At 44.2% G+C, this 23,482-nt stretch carries 15 protein-coding genes; 9 read left to right on the top strand and 6 right to left on the bottom strand.

Annotation, left to right across the window (positions count from 1 at the left end; all coding sequences use genetic code 11):
- Positions 1-34: 34 nt before the first annotated feature.
- The 7 genes from QSH61_RS22320 (at position 35) to QSH61_RS22350 (ending at position 13,111) form a co-directional block, all read left to right on the top strand.
- Entirely contained in the window at positions 35-2,557 is a 2,523-nt protein-coding gene (locus tag QSH61_RS22320) for a TonB-dependent receptor (RefSeq protein ID WP_206471781.1), read from the top strand.
- A gap of 86 nt (positions 2,558-2,643) precedes the next feature.
- Complete coding sequence (locus QSH61_RS22325) at positions 2,644-4,929, top strand: beta-N-acetylhexosaminidase (protein WP_206471782.1); 2,286 nt, start codon at positions 2,644-2,646, stop codon at positions 4,927-4,929.
- A gap of 335 nt (positions 4,930-5,264) precedes the next feature.
- Positions 5,265-8,009 carry a family 20 glycosylhydrolase gene (locus QSH61_RS22330; RefSeq protein WP_206472693.1) on the top strand — a complete coding sequence of 915 codons (2,745 nt, stop codon included), beginning with the start codon at positions 5,265-5,267 and terminating at the stop codon, positions 8,007-8,009.
- An 87-nt stretch (positions 8,010-8,096) separates the two neighbouring features.
- Positions 8,097-8,672, top strand: coding sequence for an RNA polymerase sigma factor (locus QSH61_RS22335; RefSeq protein WP_010375741.1), 576 nt, complete (start codon positions 8,097-8,099; stop codon positions 8,670-8,672).
- 23 nt (positions 8,673-8,695) lie between these two features.
- Entirely contained in the window at positions 8,696-9,739 is a 1,044-nt protein-coding gene (locus QSH61_RS22340; protein ID WP_206472692.1) for a FecR family protein, read from the top strand.
- Between the two features lie 74 nt (positions 9,740-9,813).
- The gene (locus QSH61_RS22345; protein WP_206472691.1) at positions 9,814-12,486 is read left to right on the top strand and encodes a TonB-dependent receptor; all 2,673 of its coding nucleotides are present in this window, start codon (positions 9,814-9,816) and stop codon (positions 12,484-12,486) included.
- 109 nt (positions 12,487-12,595) lie between these two features.
- The gene (locus QSH61_RS22350; protein ID WP_206472690.1) at positions 12,596-13,111 is read left to right on the top strand and encodes a cupin domain-containing protein; all 516 of its coding nucleotides are present in this window, start codon (positions 12,596-12,598) and stop codon (positions 13,109-13,111) included.
- 147 nt (positions 13,112-13,258) lie between these two features.
- Here the strand turns inward: QSH61_RS22350 and QSH61_RS22355 are convergent, their stop codons facing one another.
- Complete coding sequence (locus QSH61_RS22355; protein WP_286123958.1) at positions 13,259-14,281, bottom strand: restriction endonuclease; 1,023 nt, start codon at positions 14,279-14,281, stop codon at positions 13,259-13,261.
- A 122-nt stretch (positions 14,282-14,403) separates the two neighbouring features.
- Between QSH61_RS22355 and QSH61_RS22360 the strand changes: the two genes are divergently transcribed.
- On the top strand, positions 14,404-15,558 hold the full coding sequence (locus QSH61_RS22360; protein WP_174169329.1) for an IS110 family RNA-guided transposase: 1,155 nt from the start codon (positions 14,404-14,406) through the stop codon (positions 15,556-15,558).
- 399 nt (positions 15,559-15,957) lie between these two features.
- Here the strand turns inward: QSH61_RS22360 and QSH61_RS22365 are convergent, their stop codons facing one another.
- Entirely contained in the window at positions 15,958-16,632 is a 675-nt protein-coding gene (locus tag QSH61_RS22365) for a hypothetical protein (RefSeq protein WP_206471858.1), read from the bottom strand.
- Between the two features lie 2,757 nt (positions 16,633-19,389).
- Between QSH61_RS22365 and QSH61_RS22370 the strand changes: the two genes are divergently transcribed.
- Complete coding sequence (locus tag QSH61_RS22370) at positions 19,390-20,283, top strand: alpha/beta hydrolase family protein (RefSeq protein WP_206472348.1); 894 nt, start codon at positions 19,390-19,392, stop codon at positions 20,281-20,283.
- Positions 20,284-20,494: 211 nt separating this feature from the next.
- Here the strand turns inward: QSH61_RS22370 and QSH61_RS22375 are convergent, their stop codons facing one another.
- The 4 genes from QSH61_RS22375 to QSH61_RS22390 all read right to left on the bottom strand — a co-directional run bounded on the left by QSH61_RS22375 (position 20,495) and on the right by QSH61_RS22390 (position 23,474).
- Positions 20,495-20,806, bottom strand: coding sequence for a cupin domain-containing protein (locus tag QSH61_RS22375; RefSeq protein ID WP_039496348.1), 312 nt, complete (start codon positions 20,804-20,806; stop codon positions 20,495-20,497).
- A 300-nt stretch (positions 20,807-21,106) separates the two neighbouring features.
- Complete coding sequence (locus QSH61_RS22380) at positions 21,107-21,889, bottom strand: hypothetical protein (RefSeq protein WP_206472350.1); 783 nt, start codon at positions 21,887-21,889, stop codon at positions 21,107-21,109.
- 274 nt (positions 21,890-22,163) lie between these two features.
- Complete coding sequence (locus QSH61_RS22385; protein ID WP_206472352.1) at positions 22,164-22,532, bottom strand: VOC family protein; 369 nt, start codon at positions 22,530-22,532, stop codon at positions 22,164-22,166.
- A 129-nt stretch (positions 22,533-22,661) separates the two neighbouring features.
- Positions 22,662-23,474 carry a response regulator transcription factor gene (locus QSH61_RS22390; RefSeq protein ID WP_206472353.1) on the bottom strand — a complete coding sequence of 271 codons (813 nt, stop codon included), beginning with the start codon at positions 23,472-23,474 and terminating at the stop codon, positions 22,662-22,664.
- Positions 23,475-23,482 lie beyond the last annotated feature (8 nt).

A 23,482-nucleotide genomic window follows, 5' to 3' on the forward strand; every position in this document is an offset into this window, starting at 1 on the left:
TTGCTCTGCCAACAACAAGAATGAAGGGAATACCATGAGCAATAATACATCTCGTTATAACAAACATCTTATTGCGCTTGCTATCAGTGGCGCGTTATTGGGTTCGCACACTGCGGTTGCACAAGCGAAAGAGACGCAAGAAACTACAGAAAAAAAGAAACTACTCGACCTTGAGCGAATTGTCGTGACTGGCAGCGGTGGGCGCGGCCAGACTAAATTGGAATCATCGGTCTCAGTGACCACATTAAACGCTGAGCAGTTGGCGCGAGAAGCACCGCTAGGTACGGCGGATCTACTGGAAAGCGTGCCAGGCTTTTGGGTTGAAGATTCAGGTGGTGAAACCAACAATAATGTTGCGCCTAGAGGACTACGTGGCGGTGAAGGTTTCCGTTACATCGGCGTTGAAGAAGACGGGCTACCTGTGGTGTACGACGGCGTTTGGGTTGATTTTTATCAGCGTCAAGATATTACGATTGAACATATGGAAGCGGTTCGTGGGGGCACCTCAGGTCTACTTACTACCAATGGCCCTGCGGCGTTAGTAAACTTTATTACCCGTAAACCGGATGACATTGAAGAAGCAACGATCCGCTTAACCGCTGCCGATTACGGCATGTATCGCGGCGAGTTTTTTTATGGCACGCCCATTAGTGACAACTGGAAAATGTCGATCGGTGGCTCTTATCGTCGTTCTGATGGCGTAAGAGACACAGAGTTTACCGCAGATCACGGCGGCCAACTTCGACTCAATTTAGTGCGTGAGTTCGACAAAGGCCAACTCACGCTGTCTGCCAAACACCTCAATGACCATACCACTTTCTTTGTGCCTATTCCGCTTAGAGATCAAAGCGACCCTAAAGGCATTGCTGGTGTTGACCCACAGCATGGCACCTTGATTGGTAATGGTCAGCGCTTTTTACACTATTTACAGCCTGATGGCAGCTATAAAACACGAGACCTTAAAGATGGGCAGCATACCAAGTTTAGTACGCTGGGCTATCACTTAGATTGGGAGTTAAGCGACCGTTGGCTGCTAAATACCGCTGGCCGTTACTCACAGTTTGAAAACGACATGTATATTTTGCTTAACTTCGATAACTCGACACTCGTCAATGCCAATACCCGACTTGGACAGCAAGATGTGCAAAATATGCTGGACCAGTTTGCCAGTGATGGCGCCGTTGCCGCACGGTATCGATACGTCGATAGTGGTGAAATACTGACAGATGTTAGCAATTTAAACGGAAACGGCTTAGTCACCACAAGCTACCCGCTTTACTCGCGCTACGATGCTGAGCAATTTGTTAATAAGCTCAATTTTACCTATGAAGGTGATCAGCACACGCTGACCATCGGGTGGTTATTTGCCTATGTAGATGCGGATTCCTTGCCAGTTGATAAATGGGAATCGCAGTTTTTAACGGAAGTAAAAGACAATGCTCGATTACTCGATATTGTTGCAGTTAACAGCAATCAGCAAGTGGTTGGTCAATTAACCGACCACGGCTCAACGGGTTATGCTCCTGGTTGGGGTCAGGCAACCGCTTTTGGTACCAGTACTTCCAACTCTTTATTTATTAATGAACAATATCAAGCAACCGATAACCTTCGTATTGACGGTGGTGTGCGGGTTGAGTGGTTGGAGCTAGATAGCACCGCCTCCGCAACCACATTTGCACAGCCTGTTGCGGGCGCTTTTGACAGCGCTGGTAATGACATAGATAACAATCTTGCCAACAATTACGTCGATATGCCGTCAAACAAATTTCTGTCAAAAACTCGTAGCGAAACCGAAACCGCATGGACGGTGGGATTCAATTATACCTTCTCGGATGATGTGTCAGTATTTGGTCGTTATGCCGATGCCTTTGAAATGCCAAGGTTAATGAGCTTTGGTCAGAATATTCACTCAGGGGTTGATGCCGACTTTAATGACAGCGTTAATTTAACCTTTAGCGAGTTGGGTGCTCGCTATGCTGGTGATTCAATTGGCGCGTCACTGACCCTGTTTAGAACTAAATTTAATGACTTAGTGGAACGTAATTTTACCGGCAGCAATGGCGAGGTGGCGAACCAAACGATAGACACTGTCACCGATGGTCTTGAGTTTGAAACAGTGTGGCAGGCGCATGACAATTTACAGCTTGAGCTGACTGGCGTGTTGCAAGACCCAAAAATGGAAGGATTTACCGGAGCATTTGCACATTGGGAAGGCAAGCAAGTGAAGCGCACACCCAAAGTGCAGCTTAGGTTAACGCCAACCTACTACTTTGACGATGGTGATATCTATTTAACTATTCACCATTTAGGGGAGCGTTACTCAGATGGGGAGAATAAGTTTGAGCTCCCTGCCTACACCACAATCGATATGGGGGGGAATTATCGCTTTACCGACGCGGTTGCGCTGCATGTGAAAGCGACAAATATCAGTGATGAGCTCGGGTTAACCGAAGGAAACCCGCGGGCCATCAACGATGTTCAAGCAGGATACGACTATTACTATGCTCGGCCGATCTTAGGACGCACCATCAGCGCCTCGCTGACGCTTAATTTCTAGTATTTCCCTTGCTAATTTGCACACAGCCCAGTGCTCATTAGTTCACTCAAGCCCGCTAAAAGCGGGCTTTTCTCAGGAAGTTATTTATGAACCAGAGTGTCTTTTATACATTTTTGCAAAGCAGTTTATTACTGTTTTCTTTGTTGCTCACACCACTTTGTGCAGCGCTACAGATCACCCCAAAACCACTGAGTGCTAGTGTTGGTAATGGTCACTTTAACCTTACCCATGACAGTAAAATTACCTTTAACCAGCAGCAAGCTCAACGCGTTGCGCAGCAATTAGCGACCTTTTTACGCTCGCCTACGGGCTATCAGTTGCCAGTGTCTCAGGCTGATAGCACAACTAAAAATAGTATTGCCTTTAAGATTGTCGATATACCGCTATCTCAAGAGGGATATGCGCTGAGCGTGACGCCTGAAGGGGTTGAAATACAAGCGAATACTGCGACCGGATTATTTTGGGGGATGCAGTCACTGCGACAATTACTCCCTGCTGAGATAGAGTCGCGTATGCCCATCAATCAGGCGAATTGGGCAATACCTGCGGTAGAAATAAAAGATCAGCCCCGATTCTCATACCGTGGCATGCATTTAGATGTAAGTCGGCACTTTTTCGATGTGGCGTTCGTGAAGCGTTATATCGATTGGCTGGCGATGCATAAATTCAATGTCTTTCAGTGGCACCTAACCGATGATCAAGGCTGGCGAATCGCCATTGATGCGTACCCTAAACTAACCGAGATTGGGGCAACACGGCCTAATACCGTGGTTGGCCATACCTATGATTATCAACCATTGTTTGATAATAAAACGGTATCGGGCTTTTATACCAAGGCGCAAATTAAGGAAGTGATTGAGTATGCGCAGGCGCGACATATTGAAGTGATCCCTGAAATCGATATTCCGGGGCATAGCAGTGCGATGCTTGCCGCATATCCCGAGTTATCTTGCCACCAGCGCGCAGTAAAGGTGCAGCCGCAGTTTGGGATTTTTGAAGATGTGCTTTGTCCCCGTGAAGACGTGTTTGCGTTTCTTGGTGTTGTATACAAAGAGGTTGCCGAGCTATTTCCGAGCCAATATATCCACATTGGTGGCGATGAGGTGATAAAAAAGCAGTGGTTAGAAAGCCCCGAGGTGAAAAAGTTGATGCAACAGCATCAGTTAACCACACCTGAGCAAGTGCAAAGCTATTTTATTAAACGGGTCGCTAAAATCGTCCAAAATCTTGGCAAAACGGTAATTGGTTGGGATGAAATATTAGAAGGAGGGGTGGCGGATGACGCCGTGATCATGTCTTGGCGGGGCACGGAAGGAGGCATCCAAGCTGCAAAAATGGGCCATCAGGTGATCATGAGTCCTTATCAATATATTTATTTTGATGCCTATCAATCGCGCAATCTTGACGAGCCCAAAGCCATCCACGGGCTTTCAAGTCTAAAAAACGTTTATCAATATGAGCCACAGCCCAGCCACTTAAGCGCTGAGCAGCAAGCCTTTATTATTGGTGCGCAAGGTGCACTTTGGACTGAATATATAAAAACCCCTCGTCATGCCGAGTATATGCTGTTTCCGCGCTTGAGTGCGCTGGCCGAAACATTGTGGTCGGATAAAGCACAAAAGTCGTGGTCTGATTACAGCCAATATCGTTTACCCGCGCTTTTAAAACGCTACCAGCAGATGCACCTCAATACCGCTTATAGTAGCCATAAGCCTATTATTTCAAGCGAGGTTAACGGGCAGCGGCTCGTCGCCACCATCACCTCTGAAATTGCCGACACGGCTATTTACTATACCTTAGACGGCAGCGAGCCAACGCTACAATCGCAGCAATATCAAAAGCCGCTAGTGATAACTGACGAAACGCAGCTTCGCGCCCGCAGTTATGTAAGCGATTTAGGGCAACTGGTAGGCGACGCGCGTTTAACGCTTTCACCTCATTTAGCGCTTGGAAAAGAAATAACGCTTGCCTCGCTAGCCGCCGAAGGCTCTGCGATTAAGTTGCAGGATGGTCAATTTGCTTATGATCAATTTTACAGCGTTGATGATTATGCGATTTTTTACGATACCGATCTTGAGGCGGTTATTGACTTAGATGCGTCAACGCAAGTGCAGCAGGTTAAGCTGGGCTTTGACAGCGGGCGACATAGACAACTGCACCCGCCAACACATATTCAAGTGTTGGGTTCAAGTGATAAACAGCAGTGGCAGACGTTAGCTGAGGTTAATAATCCGCGTGGGCCCATGTCGGTGTTGTCGTTTGCTCCTGTAAGTGTGCGCTTTTTAAAGGTGGTGGCCATTAATAGTAAGCAATCTGACGATATTCAAATCCCCAAACTTCCCCTGTATATCGATGAAATAGCGGTATATTAATCACACCAGCCCTAATACGTAATTAACCTGAGGTTTGGATAAGGAATGAGCTAACTAATTGTTTTTAAAAATACATTAAATTATTTCCTTATCTAGCCAGAGAGTTTTAGGGATAACTAGACGAATTTACGCACCAATAGCTGGCTATTGGAAGTGAATTCAACGCAGTTAGCGCAAAAACTGGCTGCTAGAAAGGCATTAATTATCCGAAGCTCAGGTTAACAAGGGCATTATTTATGATTCCATTCCCAACTTCCTCGGCTCAAACGTTTACATAGATAGAGTGGCAGCAGTACGCGCTCTATCCGAACAATAACAATATTTTAGGAGCCAACATGTTTGCAAAAAAACAGATAATTACTGCCTCACTGTCAGGCTTAGCCTTGTTGACTGCGAGCCACTATAGCGTCGCACATCCTCACCCAGATAACTTAGCATTACGCTGGCAAGTCGTGGATCATGGCATTGGAGAGAATATCTTTCTTGGCAGTTTGACGATTACTAATAATGGTCTTGAGCCGTTGGGTGAGTCTGGCTGGGCGCTTTATTTTAGCTCGGTAAGGCCGCCTGCAAGCGTACTACCAGACTCAGATCCAAATGGTCAGTATGCGCGCCAGCATATCGCCGCACAGAATCTAAGTTTAGAAAATGCCGATGACGCAAAAAGTGGTGATTACTTTGTACTTAAGCCCACAGCGGGTTTTGCCCCCATTCAACCGGGTGAATCTCGTACTATTGAAATCGTTGCACAGTATTGGCAAATGCTGAAAAACGACTCACCGTCGGGTTTTCACATTAGCTACAATAGTCAAGCGCCTCAAGCTGTGCTGGTGGACGTGATGATGAACCCAAGCGATCCAAAACAAACAAAGCAAGCGGTTAACGATAATATGCCGGTGCAAACGTCCGCCATCCGATTCGCCGAAAACAGCGCGACGCACATGGCATTGCCGCTGAAAAATCGCTTGGTTCCGCAGCCCCATTCAGTGGTAACACCGAATGATGAATTCTTAACTTTGATGAGCCAATTAACCAGTATTTCAGCGCCAGCTTCACTGGCTAAAGAAGCCACCTTCTTACAAACGGCACTGCGCGATATTCTGAGTGGCACATTTGCGATTAATAGCACTGTGCAAAATGGCCCGAACCTTATCAAGTTGCAGCTAGACCCAAATCTCGATACCAATCAAGACAATCAGCCGGACTTAAGTGGTTATAAGCTTGAGGTCGATGCATTCTCGGGGATCACCATTACTGGAAGTGACGCCCAAGGGGTGTTTTATGGCATTCAAACACTCCGGCAAATGATCCCCACAACTGTGTATAAAACGGCTAAAAACTCAGCCACTTTGTCCGACAATGCCGTACTACCCGCTAGCACTATTTTGGATGCACCACGGTTTGAATATCGAGGCATGATGCTGGATGTGTCGCGTAATTTCCAAAGCAAAGAAACGGTATTTAAGTTGTTAGACTTAATGGCTTTTTACAAGTTAAACAAATTTGAAATTAACCTTGCCAACGATGAAGGTTGGCGACTAGAAATTCCCGGTATTCCTGAACTCACGGAGTTTGGAGCAAAGCGGGGATATGACCTGAGCGAAAGTACGATGCTGCATACGTTTATGGGAGCTGCCAATGGATTTGCGCCAGGAGATGGGATTGAAAATAAACCCACGGATGAAACAGCTGCAAACTTAGGTACCGCGCCTAGTTATCAAGGCTTTGAAATTGCTCAGCAAAACTTTCTCGGTAAAGGCTGGGGCTACTACACGGTGAATGATTTTAAAGAAATTCTTCAGTATGCCGCTGACCGTCATATTGATGTGATCATCGAATATGATTTTCCAGCCCATGCGCGCGCAGCAATCAAAGCGATGGAATATCGCTACAACAAATATAAAGATAGCGACCCAGTTGAAGCAAATCGTTTTAGATTGATTGATCCGCTCGACCAGTCGCAGTATTACACCCCACAATTTTATACCGACAACTTTGTGAACCCAGCACTTGAGAGCACCTTTACTTTCCTCAACCATGTGGTGAAAGAAACTCGCGCCATTTATGATGCCGTGCCCGATGCGACATTGACTCGGCTGCATGGCGGTGGTGACGAGCTGCCGCATTTAGGTCCGAATGAATGGTGGGCGCAATCTCCAGCGGTCGATCAAAACCCAGCTACGGCGGGCAAAACCGATGCAGAGTTGTTTGACTACTTCTTTTTACGCTGGAAACAGATAGTCAATCAGCATGGTTTTGATATGGCAACTTGGGGCGATGTGTTGTCGCACAATGGTACGGGTAATGTTAGTTACGGTGAGATATTCCCCGTGTTTTGGAATAACGTGTGGGGTTGGGGCAATGAGCATCAGGCCTACAAGTTTGCTAACCAAGGTCACAAAGTCGTGCTGGCCCATGCGACAAACTTGTATCTTGACCTTGCGTATAACAAACATCCTGATGAAATAGGCTATCACTGGGCAGGTTACACAGATACCAAAAAGGCGTTTGAATATCGTCCGTTTAATATCTACGCTAACGCCGAGCATGACAAGCTGGGCAACCCAGTACCGTGGGACCCAAAATGGGTGTTACTGAGCGAAGCGGGTAAACAAAATGTTCAAGGTATTCAGGCGCAACTTTTTGGCGAAAACCAAAAGTCACCAGAAATTCTTGATTATATGACTTTCCCGAAATTACTGGGGGCCGCTGAGCGTGCATGGGTGCAAGATATGCCAGCGCAAGGCGCAGCGACTACCGAGGCTTGGCACACCTTTACCAACACTTTAGGACAATACGCTCTACCACTATTGGACTATTACCAAGTGGTCGATATTAATGCTCAAATACCACAGCAGGTCGGGGTAAATTATCGTATTCCATTACCTGGAGGCGCGATTGAAGGTGGTAAGTTAATCGTCAATACCCGGTTTGTTGGCATGGCTACGGAGTATTCGATTGACCAAGGCGTAACATGGCATCGCTATGAAGGGCCTGTGACATTGACCGCGTCATCTAAAGTACAACTCAGAACGGTGAGTGATTCGGGCAAGGTAAGCCGAGTCGCAACGGTTAATTAAGCAAATTGGTTTAAGCAACGCCAGCGAACCTATTAATTTATGGGTTCGCTGCACGCTAACACAAATGGAAGAGTAGGATGCGTATTCATGCCACCGTTATTATCTTTTAAGCGTAAAGCAGTCGATACCACTACGGTAGCTGCAAACGACGACCTTGCACGTCGTCAACAGGTAGAGGAGTTGTTTTTAAAACAACAGCAAAAGCTGATCCGCCACATTATGGGCAAAGGGTTAGACAAACGAGAGGCGGAAGACGTTGCCCAAGAGGCGTTTGTGAAATTGCTTGGACTTGAGCAGGATAATGTCAGCAACTATATCGCCGCGTACTTGTATAAAATTGCAACCAATTTGGCCATTGATAAGCTGCGGCGTAAAGCGCGTAGCCCGTTTGATGACCGTGAGCACGATAGCGATCAAATGCCACAACCTTACGCAAGTGCTAACCCTGAACAAAACCACCACAACCAAGAGCTACTTAAAGAAATGGAAAAGTCTCTCGCAAGCTTACCCGACAAATGTAGGCTGGCTTTTTTATTGTATAAAATACGTGGTCAAAGCTATGAGGAGATAGCTTTGACCTTACAGATATCCCCAAGTATGGTAAGAAAATATGTATTACGTGCAGTTCGTCATTGCTACCAGCAGTTACAGCATGAGCTTTGATCATGAGTGTTAAGGATATAAACATGATTCCATTATCTGACGATTTAGCAATAATTGAAGAACAAGCCGCTGATTGGTTATTAGTCTTAGACGAGCAGCAGATCTCACCTCATGACAGCACTCAATATCCACAGCCGCTAAACGCTTGGCTAGCTGAAAATCCGCTACACAGTGATGTGTTCAACAAAATGTTGGAGCTTTGGACGCTTTCAGCCCAACTTGACGATGACTATGTTACTCAGCAGCTTGCACAGCTGGATGCACAAAACACCACGGCTGTAACTGACATTAAGCCACCATCCAAACGCCTCGCTCAGCCTTGGTATCTTGCGATTGCCGCGACTTTACTGCTGGTTGGTTTGGTGACTTTTATGGCACCAGAGCAGCCACTACAGCAAGCACCTGTTGCCAGTGCTAAGCCAGCCCCTGTCGATACAGTGTACAGCGAGTTCTTTCAAACCAAGGTCAATGAGCATCGCACCATTACGCTTGATGATAATAGTCAGGTTGATTTAGGGGCCAATAGCCAATTGGCTGTTCGCTACAGCAACACTTCAAGAGAACTACTGTTGTACCAAGGTGAGGCGCTGTTTAGCGTGAGTAAAGACAAACAGCGACCGTTTATCGTGCGCTACCAAAACAGCCAAGTTGAGGCGCTAGGCACAGTGTTTAATGTTCGCGCCAATCCGGCTTCAATTAGAGTCGATGTGCTTGAGGGCCGTGTGGCTGTGACTCAGCAACAAGCGATCAAATTGACCCAAGGGCAAGCGGTAGAAGTTACACAGCAAGGCGAAGTTACCCGTAGTAAAGCCCAAGGTGAAGCGTTGACCATGGCGTGGCAAAAAGGCTACTTAGTGTATCAAAACGCAGAATTAGGCAATGTGCTTAATGATGTGTCGCGATATAGCGAAATCAAAGTGAAGTTAAGCGATCAACGCCTAGCAAAGCTGACCTACAACGGCACCTTTTTAACCACTGAAATAGGCGATTGGCTCAACAGTTTAGAAAAAATTTATCCAATCACTGTGATGCAAAAAGGCGAGGAATACACCCTAATCGCAAATTAGCTAAAAGTGTCATAGCAAAGTCACAATATAAGTGGTACAAAGTTTATACAATAATAAAGACATTGATTTAAACTATGTTATTCAAGCTATTAATCCCGCTGTTAGCGTGGTTAATATGGTTTGGTGGCGTTGCATTTGCTACCACGGATCATCAATTTAACTTGCCTCAAGCGACTTTGCAGCAGCGTTTACTCGATATTGCTGCGCAAAGTGGCTGGCAGTTAAGTGCAGCCGAAATTCCAGATAACATTAGTGTTGAGCAGGTAACTGGCCGCTACACCCTCGAACAAGTCTTGCTTACCAGCTTTCAACAAGCGGCCTACGACTTTTCCCTAGACCCTGAGCAGCAGCGTATTTTTGTGACTCCTAAAAAACTTGAGTCTGCACAACACTTTGAGCGTATTATCGTAACGGGTGTAAGCGGCAAAAACCGTAGCATTTTAAACTCGTCTATTTCAATCACTCAGCTTGCAAGCCTACAACTTGAAAAACAAACGCCGTATTCCAGTGCAGAAGCGCTTAAAAATATCACCGGCTTTTGGGTTGAAGACTCGGGTGGCGAAACGAATAATAATGTTGCGCCAAGGGGACTTAGAGGCGGCGAGGGGTTTAGATTTATCAGCCTGATGGAAGATGGGTTGCCCGTGACCTATGACGGTATTTGGGGGGACTTTTTTTTACGTCCAGACCTAACCCATCAAGCCATTGAAGCGGTGCGGGGCGGCAGTAGCGGTATTTTTACTGTGAACGGGCCTGCGGCAATGGTGAACTATATCGGCAGGCGAGGCTCAGAAAATCCTTTTAATTTAGTGAAAGTGAGTCAGGGATTGAGCTATGACTACACTCGTTTTGATGGCGTGTTTAGCGGAGCGTTGAATGATGAATGGTTTTATACGGTAGGCGGGTTTTATCGTATATCCGACGGTATTCGGGAGCCGGGTTATCAAAGCGACTTAGGGGGCCAAGTGAGTGCGCGCATGAGCTGGTTAACCGATGCATTTGAGCTTGATTTTAGCTATAAACATTTAAACGATAAAACCAGCTTTTACGCGCCTTTAGTGATGCAAAACAGCGGCGAAATTCGAGAGCTGGCGAGCCTGCCTTATGACGATGGAACGCTACTGAGCGACGATCTCAGGTCGCTCACCTTCTTCACTCCGGAAGGACGCGTGCAGCGTGACTTAGAAGACGCTCAGCAAACACGCCTAAATAGCTACACTTTACTATTTAATACGCCGCTTTTTGAACACGTTAACCTGAGCAATCGTACGCGATTTTCAAGTTTAAACAATGACTTGTATACCTTAATGAATTTGGGCAACCAAACCATAGTCGACGCCACAAGCCGATTACAACACGCCGATATCACCGAATTTAAACGCCACTTTGCAAATAGCGCATTGCGCCCTCGATACTTACGTTATTCAGATAACACCTTAGTTGCCAACCCTGCAACGCTTAATGGTAATGGTCTCGTGACCGCTAGTTATCCTTTATATTCACGTTACAGGCAACAGCAGCTGGTAAATCATTTTAGTGTGGACTATCTCGACGCGCAGTGGTCACTGACCCTCGGCCATATTTACGCTCGAAGTGATTTCGACGAGTTACCACTAGATAAATGGCTTGGCGCGTTACTAACGGATGTAAAGCATCAACCAGAACGGCTGGACATCGTACTGGTTGATGGGCAAGAAAATGTGATTGCCAATTTTACCGAGCAAGGTTTTTTATCTTACGCCGGTCCCGTTTATTTAAGCGGTAGCGGCTTGTCTCAATCACATTCGCTGTATGCCAATATTGACTGGCAGCTCACTGAAAACCTTAGAGTTGATTTGGCACTTCGTAATGAACATCTGAATCTCACCAGCACGCTACTTGAAGGGGTAAAGTCGTACACCGACTCATCAAAAGCCACTTATTCTCACTACCTCCCAGCTACCACTTTACGTGATTCCTTTACGCAAAATGCGCTCAGTATTGGCGCAAATTACCAAATCGGCGACGCTATGGCGATATTTGCACGTTATTCCGACGCCTTTGAAATGCCACGGCTCATTAATTACGGCAATGGCCGCGGGTGGGCTAAAAGTGAAGAGGAGCGTGCACAACAAGATTTTGGTCAACCCATTCGCTTGGCGTTAGGTGAAGTTGGACTGCGTTATCAAACCGCTGATTGGCAGTTTAGTGGCGCGTTATTTGAGACCAAATTTGATCCGCTCCCGCTCACGGTGTACCGTGGTGCGGCTACGACCCAACAAGCCGTTTCAATCAATACCCAAACACGAGGGCTGGAGTTCGAATTTGACTATCAATATAGTCCGGCCTTGCAGTTTAGAGCGATAGGTGTGTGGCAAGACGCTGGGTTTTACGGCATTCCTAAGCAATTGCCACAAAGCGAATTTAATGGCAATCAAATAACGCGAACGCCGGAGTTACAACTACGACTGACGCCGGAATACAAAGCAGGACCTATTACCGCGGCTATCACCTGGTCGTATGTTGGTAAGCGCTATTCGGATATCGCCAATCGGTTTGCCTTACCGGCCTATCAAACATGGGACTTATTTACCGAGTTGGCAATTAATGAACAGCTCAGCGCACAGCTTGAGGTTAAAAACCTCACCAATGCTATGGGGCTAACTGAGGGCAATCCTAGGGATGATTTAAGCCACCAAGAGGCCATCTTTTACGCTAGACCCATTTTTGGTCGCACCATCAAACTTTCGTTAAGTTATCAGTTTTAAGCGACACCGCTATTATTCGAGCAATTCTATTCCTTGACTTAAAGTGAACTTGAAGTTGTATGCTCCTCTTAAACGAATGACAGTGAACAAACGATAAGAGGCAGAGGTAATGCAAAATAGCTTAGATAAAATCGTCAATGACATAAAAGCCAACTGGAGCGGGCTAAATTCAAGCACCACAGTGACAGTACGTGAGTTGTTAAGCGAACTTACTCAGTCTCCACCGCACGAGCCTTGGCTTGCGAGCATTATGCGTGAAAGACTAGCATCAAAAACACTCTACCAAGACCCTGACCATGGTTTTATGCTGCTAGTCCATGCCGAAGAAAAGGGCACGTACCGCCCGCCCCATGATCACGGCGCAGGTTGGGTATTTTATGCTGTGCAATCCGGCGAAATGGAAATGACAACTTACAAACCCATCACCACAGCAAACGGCGAAACCCACCTTGTATCTCGAGGAACAGACACACTCAAAGCCGGCGATTGCCGAGTGTTTCTACCTGGCGATATCCACGACACCCGCTGCTTAACAGATAACTTCGTTCAATATCGTTTAACCAGTTGTGACTTTAAAGAAGAGAAACGCTCAGGACGGATGATCCAGTATTTGAGGGAGGTGTAGTGGTTTGCCGTAAACGGTTTTAACGGCTAACCGACATAACGAAGTTGAACAGATTTAAGCATAACGATTCTTTTTAGCTGCTTAAAAGCAGCTAAAAAGAATCGTTATGCTTACTTGGCCGGAGAAGGTTCATATGTGTTAGGTGACTCACTCACCCATGAAAACCCCTTTTCCAGTTTTTCTTAATTCGTTTAGCCATTGAGTTACAGTTTTTCTTCCAGCCTCTCGAATCGGATAGTTTCTGACCTTGCAGACTTCACTGGCGCCGGGTGAAAAAGAGGAGGTCGTAACAACTAGCCCACCTTTAGCGTTCTCATCAACTACATCTGCCCAGAGCGACTTAACTAAGACTTTATCGATTTTTGATTTCGTTCGCTTACATTGAATAAGCTGCACTGGTGGATGATCAAATTCAGAGTCTTTGCTCCAAACCCTTACATCAATACCGCCATCATTCCTTCCTGATCCAATCTGAACCTTATAACCTTTTCTATCAAAGTACTCAGCGGTAAGGGCTTCAAACTTTCTCCAGTGCATCGTAGATAGCTTGTCAGAATTGCTTGCTAGATAGTTGATATATCTTTGATCGAGAAAAGTACCATACATAGCATCTAGCGATTCGCTTTCAAATAGTCCTTTAAGTTCAATTGGAGACTGCCATTCGGTCACTCTTGCTGAAAGCCAATCCCAAGGACTCGCTTCTTCGCTTTCCTTGGTTAAACTCACCAACCTACGTGCAATCTCCAGCGCCTCAACACCCAAATTCATTTGGATGTATTCATAATATGCATCTTCATCGAAGTCATCGAATATTGAATTCTTACCCTGATCGAAATGAGTCTCTCCAAGCTGCTTTAATACTTTTTTGAACAAAGCTCTCTTATTTGGAGAGTGCATGAATTCCATGTCGAGCATGGTTGGGGCGTGCCCCACGAATTCTTGAGTGGTAACGCCTAAGCGATACAACATAATTTGAAAAGTATCTTCAATATGATCAGTTCGAATTCGAACAAGTTCTTCATTCTGTCTTTTGAAAATATCGAAAAGCGGATCGTTACTATCGAGGAGCTCGATCATCTCTGTATTGTTCAACGCCAATCCAGATTTATAACCGATTCTATCGCTTAAAAAAGATCGAAAACCTGTATTGGTTGTTACCCAAGTCCCCATAGAGCTCTCTTTACACCTAGACATAATGACTCCCACACGGTGCTAGCCTCCGCATTTTCGTGGGTTAGCTTAAAGCCAGAGCCATAATTAGTTTGTCAAATAACTAAATAGCAGAGGCTAGCATGACTAAACATAACATACTTTTCATTGGCTTAGATACTCATAAAGAGTTCATTGAAGTTGCCTACATTGAAGACAATCGAGGCGCACAACCCATTCATTTCGGTCGTATTTCTTCAGCTAAAGTCACCATTAAAAAGCTTATCAGGCAATTTGAATCTAAATACCCTAACACTACGCTCCATTTCGTTTATGAAGCTGGCCCCTGTGGTTACTGGATTTACCGCTTAATTACTTCTCTTGGACATTGCTGTTACGTAGTTGCCCCATCGCTTATTCCTAAAAAACCTGGCGAGCGTATAAAAACTGACAAACGTGATGCACTTAAACTAGCTAAATTACTTAAGTCTGAAGACTTAACCCCTATTTATGTACCTGAGCCGGAAGATGAAGCTATTCGTGATTTATCTCGTGCTCGAGAAGTTGCGATGAAAGATTTAAAAGATGCAAAGTACCAGCTAAAAGCACTGCTTCTTCGAAACAATATCAACTATGCAGGCACGGCAAACTGGTCTCTCAAACACTTACGTTGGCTCACAGAACTAGTATTGCCACATCCTGCACAACAAATCGTTTTACAAGAGTTTATTCAAACTATAAACGAGCGAACTGCACGATTAGAGCGACTCGACAATGAGCTCTCTCATCATGTTTATCAATGGCGTTACTACCCTGTAGTTAAAGCAATCCAAGCTATGCGCGGCGTTCGCTTACTCGTGGCCGCTGGTATTGTCGCTGAGCTTGGTGATTTAACCCGCTTCGACCATCCGCGAAAACTCATGAGTTATCTTGGGCTCATTCCGAGTGAACACTCGAGTGGTGGTAAAAGGCATATTGGCGCAATTACTAAATGTGGCAATGGTCGTGCAAGGCGCTTATTAGTCGAAGGTGCTCACAGTTACCGTCATGCAGCCAACATATCGACTGAGTTACAAAAACGACAAGAAGGCTTACCAAAGCAACTTATTGATATTGCATGGAAAGCACAAATAAGGCTCTGTAAACGTTATAAAAAGCTTATAAATAAAGGCAAGCATTACAACCTCGTTGTCACCGCCATTGCCCGTGAAATGATTGCTTATATCTGGGCAATCGCAAAACAGGTTGTGCTCTCATCGGTAAATCCCAAATTAAGATTATCCAGAGTACCAGCTTAAAATGAACGAATTAGAGTTAATGTATTGGGTCAAGCATCGGGTGTGGCACAACCACCGACGGCGTTAGGATGGCAATGCTGCTAACACAGCATTGAACCACGAACATAGACTGAAAACAGGTGCCACGTCGAGTTAAGTAAGGTCTGCTCTGCTCATGAAAATGAGTAACCAACGAATACCAGCAAGAAAACCGACGAAATTACTTGCTTCACCCTATGCATTAACTCTCTCTAATTCGAGTTTAGAAGTTATGGCTTAAAGTTAGGCAAGGATCAGTGTGTGTAACTTGACAGTGGGAGTCATACCAACGCCGCAATATGAGGCGTACAAATACATGGCTATACTTAGCGACGAAGGAGCGCAAGCCATGCGTTTTGCGTCCATGCCATAATTGACTAGTTAGCTCTCGGAACCAACTAAATCACTTAAAAGTATTCGTTCGTCATCAGAAAACTTCGAGCATTTCAGGTCATAGACTTTATTGATTGCATCTATAGTCTTAGAGTGAGCCCACGCTGAAAAACAATAAGCACCATTAAAATATATAAACAATGGCCCCATACAACCACCGCTACCACATGACCATGCATCAACTAAGTAAAGGTCTGGACTCAACCCCCCGGTAATTTTGACATCAATTGTTTTGATAGTAGATGGGCCAACTGTATCACCTGATTCTGATATTAATTTTTGCCCACTTTTTGTAAATTCATTTATTACTTCTTGTTTAGAAAAATATAAATATTCTCTGTTTTTAAGATAGGTAGCTTTTTCAGCTTCACTAAGCAGAGGTAAGTACTCTTGTTCTAAAAGTTTTAATTTGGCTTCATTTTTAGATAATTGGGAGCTTAATGATTTAATCGCAGTGCTCAGGTCAGAATTATTCTTAGTTGATGATATAAGTTTTTCCTTAAGTGTAGCTATTTCTATACTTGCTTTTTTCAATTCATCTTCTTTTGTAAAGCGAGGGTGAACTGTATGAAAGTATGCCGTAATTAAGAAAAACAATGTAAGCAATGGTACTGCTGCGAAAAAATAATCTAAAACCCCTTTTGATTCATCAATCCATTTCATATTAAACCCAAACCTCGATAAAGATAGAGAACTAACATTTTAGTATTTATGCGACACGCAGTTTGTGTTGCATAATCGCTTGTTGGACTGAGTCGCTACCTGCTCGGTGTGTCCGAGTTGGTGTTGTTTATGCTATAACTTACTTAGAAAAAATAGGCTTTTTGGAGGTTCTCACTTTCCTAGCTAGTGTAATCAGTTTAGCTAGTGTTATGTAAGCTTTCCCTGCATTGCTCAGCGCTTATTATGTATTCATTACACCTAAATTTGGCTTGATAAGCAATTATATTTTTTACGCATACTGAGGTCGCTAGCCTGAGCAATTAGGCAGGTTAACTATTTGATTTTATAAAGCAGCCCTAATCAAGCATCCCTCCTTGGTTAATATCAAAGCGCGTCTATGCGCTTCTCGTTCATTCTTTTTAAACGACGAAAAAGAACGAACCAAGAAAACGTCGCCCCAGCATCACACTCAATCCTCAAATCCTAAGCCGATATAGTGCAACCGTCTTGTAAGGCACGTCCATGATGCCAGACAAGACTTGGCCGACATCCTGTCGGCACATTGCATATCGGCTTATGCTTTTCGGGTGTGATGGAGGGGGAATCGCGCTGTCTGTTAGTTCTGGTTTTATCTCCTGAAGCAGCAAATTTGCCTGCAAGCAGCAAACAATACTATCAGCACCGTTTTCCTCCCTCATCACACCCGAAAGTAAATTGTCAATGAGTCATTTCAACGCATGGATGCGTGAAAAACTGTGACAGGGCCAAGGATGGCTCTTACACAGTGGTGACGTTCATATTGGCAATTTACTTGAGGAGTCAGTGTGATGTCGGGAGTGCCCTTTCTTTTGCATACTTGTTCTTTGGGCATCAAAGAAAAGTAAGTCGTAGCCCATGGATGGGCGTCGAAACCTGTCAGGAGGACGGGCTGACTTCACGATACATTTCGAGCTACCAGCCGTTAGCAACATAAACCTCCATGTTTAATATCAAAGCGCATCCATGCTCTTCTCGTTCATTCTTTTTAAACGACGAAAAAGAACGAACCAAGAAAACGTCGCCCCAGCATCACACTTAATCCTCAAACCCTAAGCCGATATAGTGCAACCGTCTTGTAAGGCACATCCATGATGCCAGACAAGACTTGGCCGACATCCTGTCGGCACATTGCATATCAGCTTATGCTTTTCGGGTGTGATGGAGGGGGGAATAAGTTGCTTGTGAGATCTTATACGCTTTTTACGATGAAGCTATTTGCAAGGGTTATAAAAGCTATCAGCATAGCCTCCTAATTAACAGTCTAAATAGTTTTGTGGGAGGCGGTTCACCCGCCGAGAAGTTATGTTTTTCTGGTGTGGTTAAGGGGGGGTTAGTTTTGGCTGCGAGTTCTAGTTTTTCTCTCAAAAGCAGCAAATTTGCCTGCAAGCACCAAAAAAAATTTTCAGCACAGTATGTCTCCCTCATCACACCCGAAAGTAAATTGCCAATGAGTCATTTCAGCGCGTGGATGCGTGAAAAGCTGTGACAGGGGCAAGGATGGCCCTTACACAGCGGTGACGTTCATATTGGCAATTTGCTTGAGGAGTCAGTGTGATGTTGGGAGTGCCCTTTCTTTTGCGCAACGATTCTTTGGGCATCAAAGAAAAGTATGTCGTAGCCCATGGATGGGCGTCGAAACCTGTCAGGAGGACGGGCTGACTTCACGATACATTTCGAGCTACCAGCCGTTAGCAACATAAACCTCCATGTTTAATATCAAAGCGCATCCATGCGCTTCTCGTTCATTCTTTTTAAACGACGAAAAAGAACGAACCAAGAAAACGTCGCCCCAGCATCACACTCAATCCTCAAATCCTAAGCCGATATAGTGCAACCGTCTTGTAAGGCACGTCCATGATGCCAGACAAGACTTGGCCGACATCCTGTCGGCACATTGCATATCAGCTTATGCTTTTCGGGTGTGATGGAGGGGGGGAATAAGTTGCTTGTGAGATCTTATACGCTTTTTACGATGAAGCTATTTGCAAGGGTTATAAAAGCTATCAGCATAGCCTCCTAATTCGCAGTGCAGATAGCTTTGTGGGAGGCAAAATAAGTGAGACTCATCACAATTAGCAAACGGCGAAACCCAATCTGTATCCCGAGGAACAGACACGCTCAAAGCCAGCGATTGCCGAGTGTTTCTACCCGGTGATATCCACGACACCCGCTGCTTAACAGTTAACTTCGTTCAATATCGTTTAACCAGTTGTGACTTTAAAGAAGAGAAACGCTCAGGACGGATGATCCAGTATTTGAGTGAGGTGTAGTGGTTTGCAAAAATTCAAGGCGATAGTGGGTTTAATTGTCGTCGCTGACATCTAATCATGCCGTTTTGAAGGGAGTTATGGCTGCTAAGAGCGAATTTGAGACTGTCGGCGCTCTTCTTGGGAGAGTCTTCGATGCTGCATAGCAGGTGTTCAACTAACTCATTTATGCTACAAAATCCGTTAACATAAATGAACTAAGGGTCAGATTTGAGCAATGAACAGGCATTCAAAATATCCCTTCGTGTAGTTCATTTAGGCATGGGCTTACATTTTCAAAAAACGACCAATTTCACACGGGTTTTCAATAGATGGTCAGTATAACTAATTAGTGGTCATATTGAGTACTCTAGTCGAAAATGAGAATGTTAACATTATGAAATTATTGGTTTTTATGTTGGCGCAAACCTTGCTGTCTCAAGGTTTCTTTAATTTCATTATGGATTAAAAAATGAGAAACCTCGGATATTTTTTGTTTTTACTAATTTTTGCGTCAGGTTGTACTACAAACAATAGAGACCAAAGTCACACTCTCAACGAAGAAAAACACCAATCAAATGACGTTACTATTGTAGAAGAGGTCGTTTTTGAAAGCGAAGGTGTACAATTATCAGGGAGCATGTATATACCTAAAGATGCACGAGCAGCAGTAGTACTAGTGCACGGCTCTGATCCTGTCCCACGAATGACTAAGTTAGCACAGTCACTGGCTAAGAGAGACTTACTAGTTTTGACGTACGACAAGCGTGGGGTTGGTGAATCTGGTGGCGTTTACGTAGGGCCTCAGGTGGGAACCAATAATATAAGTGTTGATAATTTAACTTTGCTTGCGAAAGATGCAAGTGCTGCGGTAGATGTGGTTCATGGCTATGACAAAGAGTTATCGATTGGACTTATTGGTGCGAGTCAGGCTGGCTGGATTATTCCAATTGCCGCATTCAATAATCAATCAGTAGAGTTTATGGTTCTCTTCAGTAGCCCTACAATCACAACTCTGGAACAACTTAGATTTCAGTTTTATACAAATGGTAGAGAAGACTTTTGGAAAACTCATACTGATGAAGAATCGCGTGAACATACTTTAAATGATCCTGACAGATATGATTTTAAAGCAACGGACCCGAAAATTTCTTTGAATTCTTTATCGATACCTGGGCTCTGGCTCTTCGGAGAGCAGGACATACAGGTCCCAGTCAAAATGTGTATCGAGCAACTGAATAGGATGAAAGCTAAAGGCAAGCCTTTTGAATATGTATTATTTCCATCGCTAGGCCACAATACTAATAAAGCAGAGCCTCTAGATATTGCGATACAATGGATAAAGCAAAATAATTTTTCCCACTAATTCGCAATTGTTGTTTTGCTGATGTTGATCAAATAGAAGAGCGTAGTTAACTAATGGCTCAAATGTGACGAAGCGGCTATGCCGAGCGTCACTGAGCTCTCTTGCTGCTAGGTCGACTTTATGAGCACCCTAAATGAATCTCCGCTTCTGACAGTTCAAGTTTAGACTTATCCAGTTTAACGGATATCGGTGTTTAACACCGACCCTAACCTTATACGCTACCTTCGGATTCTATGACCAAAATTCTCGCCTCGCCACGAGGGTGGGCAACATGCTCAGTGCCAATTGAAGCATAAAAGATATCACCAGTTTGCAATAGGGCTGATTGCTCAACGCCATTCTCTTTGTAAAACATGTCAACCTCGCCGTCTAACACGACAAAGACTTCTTCACCGTCATTAACATGCCACTTATAAGGCTGATCAGTCCAATGCAGGCGGGTTGTAATACCATTCATATTGGCGATGTCTTTTGCGCCCCAAGCGCGTTGTGCAGTGAATGTTTTGCTTCTAATTATTTCCATGATGCTTCTTATTTTTGAATTGCTAATATTCTCAAATTTTTACGTTTATAGGCTTTGTTGCGTTTGATGAATAGACTGTTACGTAAGGTAGTACTCAAAAAATCAAGAGCAGTATATTGCTTGGTGCTTTATGCAATGTCCAGTTAAAGGGCTCACAAACTATAAAGTTATTTTATCCAGCATAAGCGCAAATAGTGTTAGACTTCACTGTGATCAACTGAGCGATCGTTTTATCCTCTTTCTCATTGGCTAATGCCACTTTGGCTTTAAATTCAGGTGAGTGGTTTCTACGCTTTCATGTCATGGGCATACAAAAGCACTAATGTACCACCTTGTTTTTTGGCTAGTTAGTTGCTGCTTGAACACTGCAGGATAGCCTTTTTCTAATAGAACACTTTCGGCCAGTTTTTCTAAAGCATTAGCTTGGACTATTTCATTTTCACTACGTCTAATTGCATAACCTGAGATTCTGTATCCCGATCGAGCATTTACGGACGAAAATAGCTCTCTAACCCTGACTCTGCCTTTTGCTCCTTCCATCTCAAGTTGTTGCTTTATAAACTCTGCTTGTTCTTTAGCGCTAGCTCCAGATGTCGAACACCAAAAGATATCATAATCCCAATCTTCCCAATCAAAAGAAGGTTTAACGCTTCTGTCTGTTCTTAAATTACTATCTTCTTCTATTTGAAATTCTTTCTCTTTTGCAATTATTTTTGCAGTTTCTTGCTTGATCATTGGTGTCCCGCCTGCTTCTAAAACGCCTAACAAGCGGCTTCTTAATTCACCATCCACCATAACTAAAACAAACTGCTTCGCTACTTCCTGCTTTCGCTCGTTGTTTTCTTCTAAAGATAGCTGAACGAGATCATAAATTTTGAAATTAAATTCTCGTTCGGCATTTATCCTCTCACGCTCATCGCGCGCCTCTTTAATTGCAATATCTACGGCAGCAACCTGCTCCTTCAACTCTCGATCTAAATTTGAGACCGAAAAATTTAAAATAGCTACCATCGCAGCTATTGTGACCGTAATGAGAGGTATAAAAACGTTTTGTAAAAATGCACTAAAAGATTTCCAATTCACCTTAAAATCCTCCAAAAATCCCAAATTCTTATAATGGGTTCTTATTTGCGTCCTTTCGAATATCCAATCCTGACGGTACTCTTATTGGCACTTGAATACACCGAGTCAATTAGTTGAGTCAAGGTTATGCTTGTTGTCGGTTGCTTCGACCAAACACCGTAAAGCAAATATAGCCACTCTTTCGTAGTTCCGCTGTCATTCGTGCCGACGAAACTTAATTTATTCGTTTTCGGTCGTAGTTGTCTGGTTGTGCACAACGAAAATATTACCGAATTCATTTCGGTGAGTGCAGGCCTAATCGATTGCCTTCTGTATCTAAAAATAACGCGAAGAAGCCGATTTCGTCTGCATGTGGGGTTTTGGGGGTCAGTATTTTCCCACCGTTTTCTTCTACTTTTGATAGCACTCGTTGTAGGTCTTCACCTGCGTTTAAATACAGAGTAACGCCAGTGCTGGAAGGAGTGTAGCCTTCGCCTTGAACAATCACACCTACGGTAGACTGCCCCTCGTACGGGAAGAGTGCCATTGTCATTTCAGATATATCTATGGTTTCAATGGAGACAGCAAAAATGCGGCCGTAGAATTTTACGGCGCGCGTTATGTCGGTTGCTGGAATTTCAAAAATTGATGCGAAGCTGTGCATGTTGTCGTCCTTATTTTCTATGTGTGTCGGCTAGCTATTGGTGACTAGGCTGGACTCGTTTAAGGTTCAACGAGTTCGACTTTAAGATAGCGTGGGGAGACAACAATTAATTGTAAAAAAGCGACAGGACTATTTATAGAAAAGCCGTGAAAGCGTCATGCTTTCGTCATCGAGAAACGCTCGCGGGTTTACCCCCGTGAGCGCTTTAAAGTCCTTAATAAAGTGAGACTGATCATAATAATTGCTTTTGTACGCGATGTTAGTGAGGTTGTCTTCACGATTTATGAGGAGTGTTAAAGCGCTTTGCAAGCGTACAAGTTTACTTAAATGTTTTGGACTAATACCGACAAGGTCTAAAAACTTCCGCTCTAGTTGGCGCCTTTTATTGGGACTTGATTTGGTGATTGCATTAACCGATATATCGCCATTTTGTGCAAAGATAATGTCTACCGTTGTTTTTATAATGTGCTCAATTGTCCGCGGGTCGCTAAGCTTGTGAAGGAGAAAGGCCTCTAAAATCTCAATCCTTTGGCTTGTGTTTCGCGCTTGGATGATATCGCTTTCAAGCTTCGCGGCCTCATCGTGCTTAAATAATTCGTAAATCGATGTTTCCTTATTTATTAAGTTTTTTATAGGTTTCGAAATAAAGTGGGAAAAGGCATAAGGAAAAAAGCTGGCTGCAAAGGTGTGAACGTATCCGGTTGGTTGAATATAAAAAGGTGAAACGGTTTGTCCAAGCACCATTGCGCGCGGTTGCAGTATGTAGTCATGTTCTGATGTATAGCGCTTAATATCGTCGCCCAATATAAAGGCCAGTTCAATGCAGCCGTCGGGGACAATGCGTTGCTTTGCGGCACCTTTATCTGCAGTAATCTCCAGTGTCCAAAAGCAATTGATAAATGAAGATAAATTTTCACAAGGGAAAAATGTTTTGTAATCCATAAAACCTC

It is taken from the genome of Pseudoalteromonas sp. JC3 (genome assembly GCF_030291895.1).
GTDB lineage: Bacteria > Pseudomonadota > Gammaproteobacteria > Enterobacterales > Alteromonadaceae > Pseudoalteromonas.

Coding starts and splice junctions, on each gene's coding strand:
- QSH61_RS22350 (WP_206472690.1), top strand. CDS start 12,596: ATGCAAAATAGCTTAGATAAAATCGTCAATGACATAAAAGCCAACTGG.
- QSH61_RS22360 (WP_174169329.1), top strand. CDS start 14,404: ATGACTAAACATAACATACTTTTCATTGGCTTAGATACTCATAAAGAG.
- QSH61_RS22370 (WP_206472348.1), top strand. CDS start 19,390: ATGAGAAACCTCGGATATTTTTTGTTTTTACTAATTTTTGCGTCAGGT.
- QSH61_RS22375 (WP_039496348.1), bottom strand. CDS start 20,806: ATGGAAATAATTAGAAGCAAAACATTCACTGCACAACGCGCTTGGGGC.
- QSH61_RS22335 (WP_010375741.1), top strand. CDS start 8,097: ATGCCACCGTTATTATCTTTTAAGCGTAAAGCAGTCGATACCACTACG.
- QSH61_RS22320 (WP_206471781.1), top strand. CDS start 35: ATGAGCAATAATACATCTCGTTATAACAAACATCTTATTGCGCTTGCT.
- QSH61_RS22385 (WP_206472352.1), bottom strand. CDS start 22,532: ATGCACAGCTTCGCATCAATTTTTGAAATTCCAGCAACCGACATAACG.
- QSH61_RS22365 (WP_206471858.1), bottom strand. CDS start 16,632: ATGAAATGGATTGATGAATCAAAAGGGGTTTTAGATTATTTTTTCGCA.
- QSH61_RS22340 (WP_206472692.1), top strand. CDS start 8,696: ATGATTCCATTATCTGACGATTTAGCAATAATTGAAGAACAAGCCGCT.
- QSH61_RS22345 (WP_206472691.1), top strand. CDS start 9,814: ATGTTATTCAAGCTATTAATCCCGCTGTTAGCGTGGTTAATATGGTTT.
- QSH61_RS22355 (WP_286123958.1), bottom strand. CDS start 14,281: ATGGGGACTTGGGTAACAACCAATACAGGTTTTCGATCTTTTTTAAGC.
- QSH61_RS22390 (WP_206472353.1), bottom strand. CDS start 23,474: ATGGATTACAAAACATTTTTCCCTTGTGAAAATTTATCTTCATTTATC.
- QSH61_RS22325 (WP_206471782.1), top strand. CDS start 2,644: ATGAACCAGAGTGTCTTTTATACATTTTTGCAAAGCAGTTTATTACTG.
- QSH61_RS22330 (WP_206472693.1), top strand. CDS start 5,265: ATGTTTGCAAAAAAACAGATAATTACTGCCTCACTGTCAGGCTTAGCC.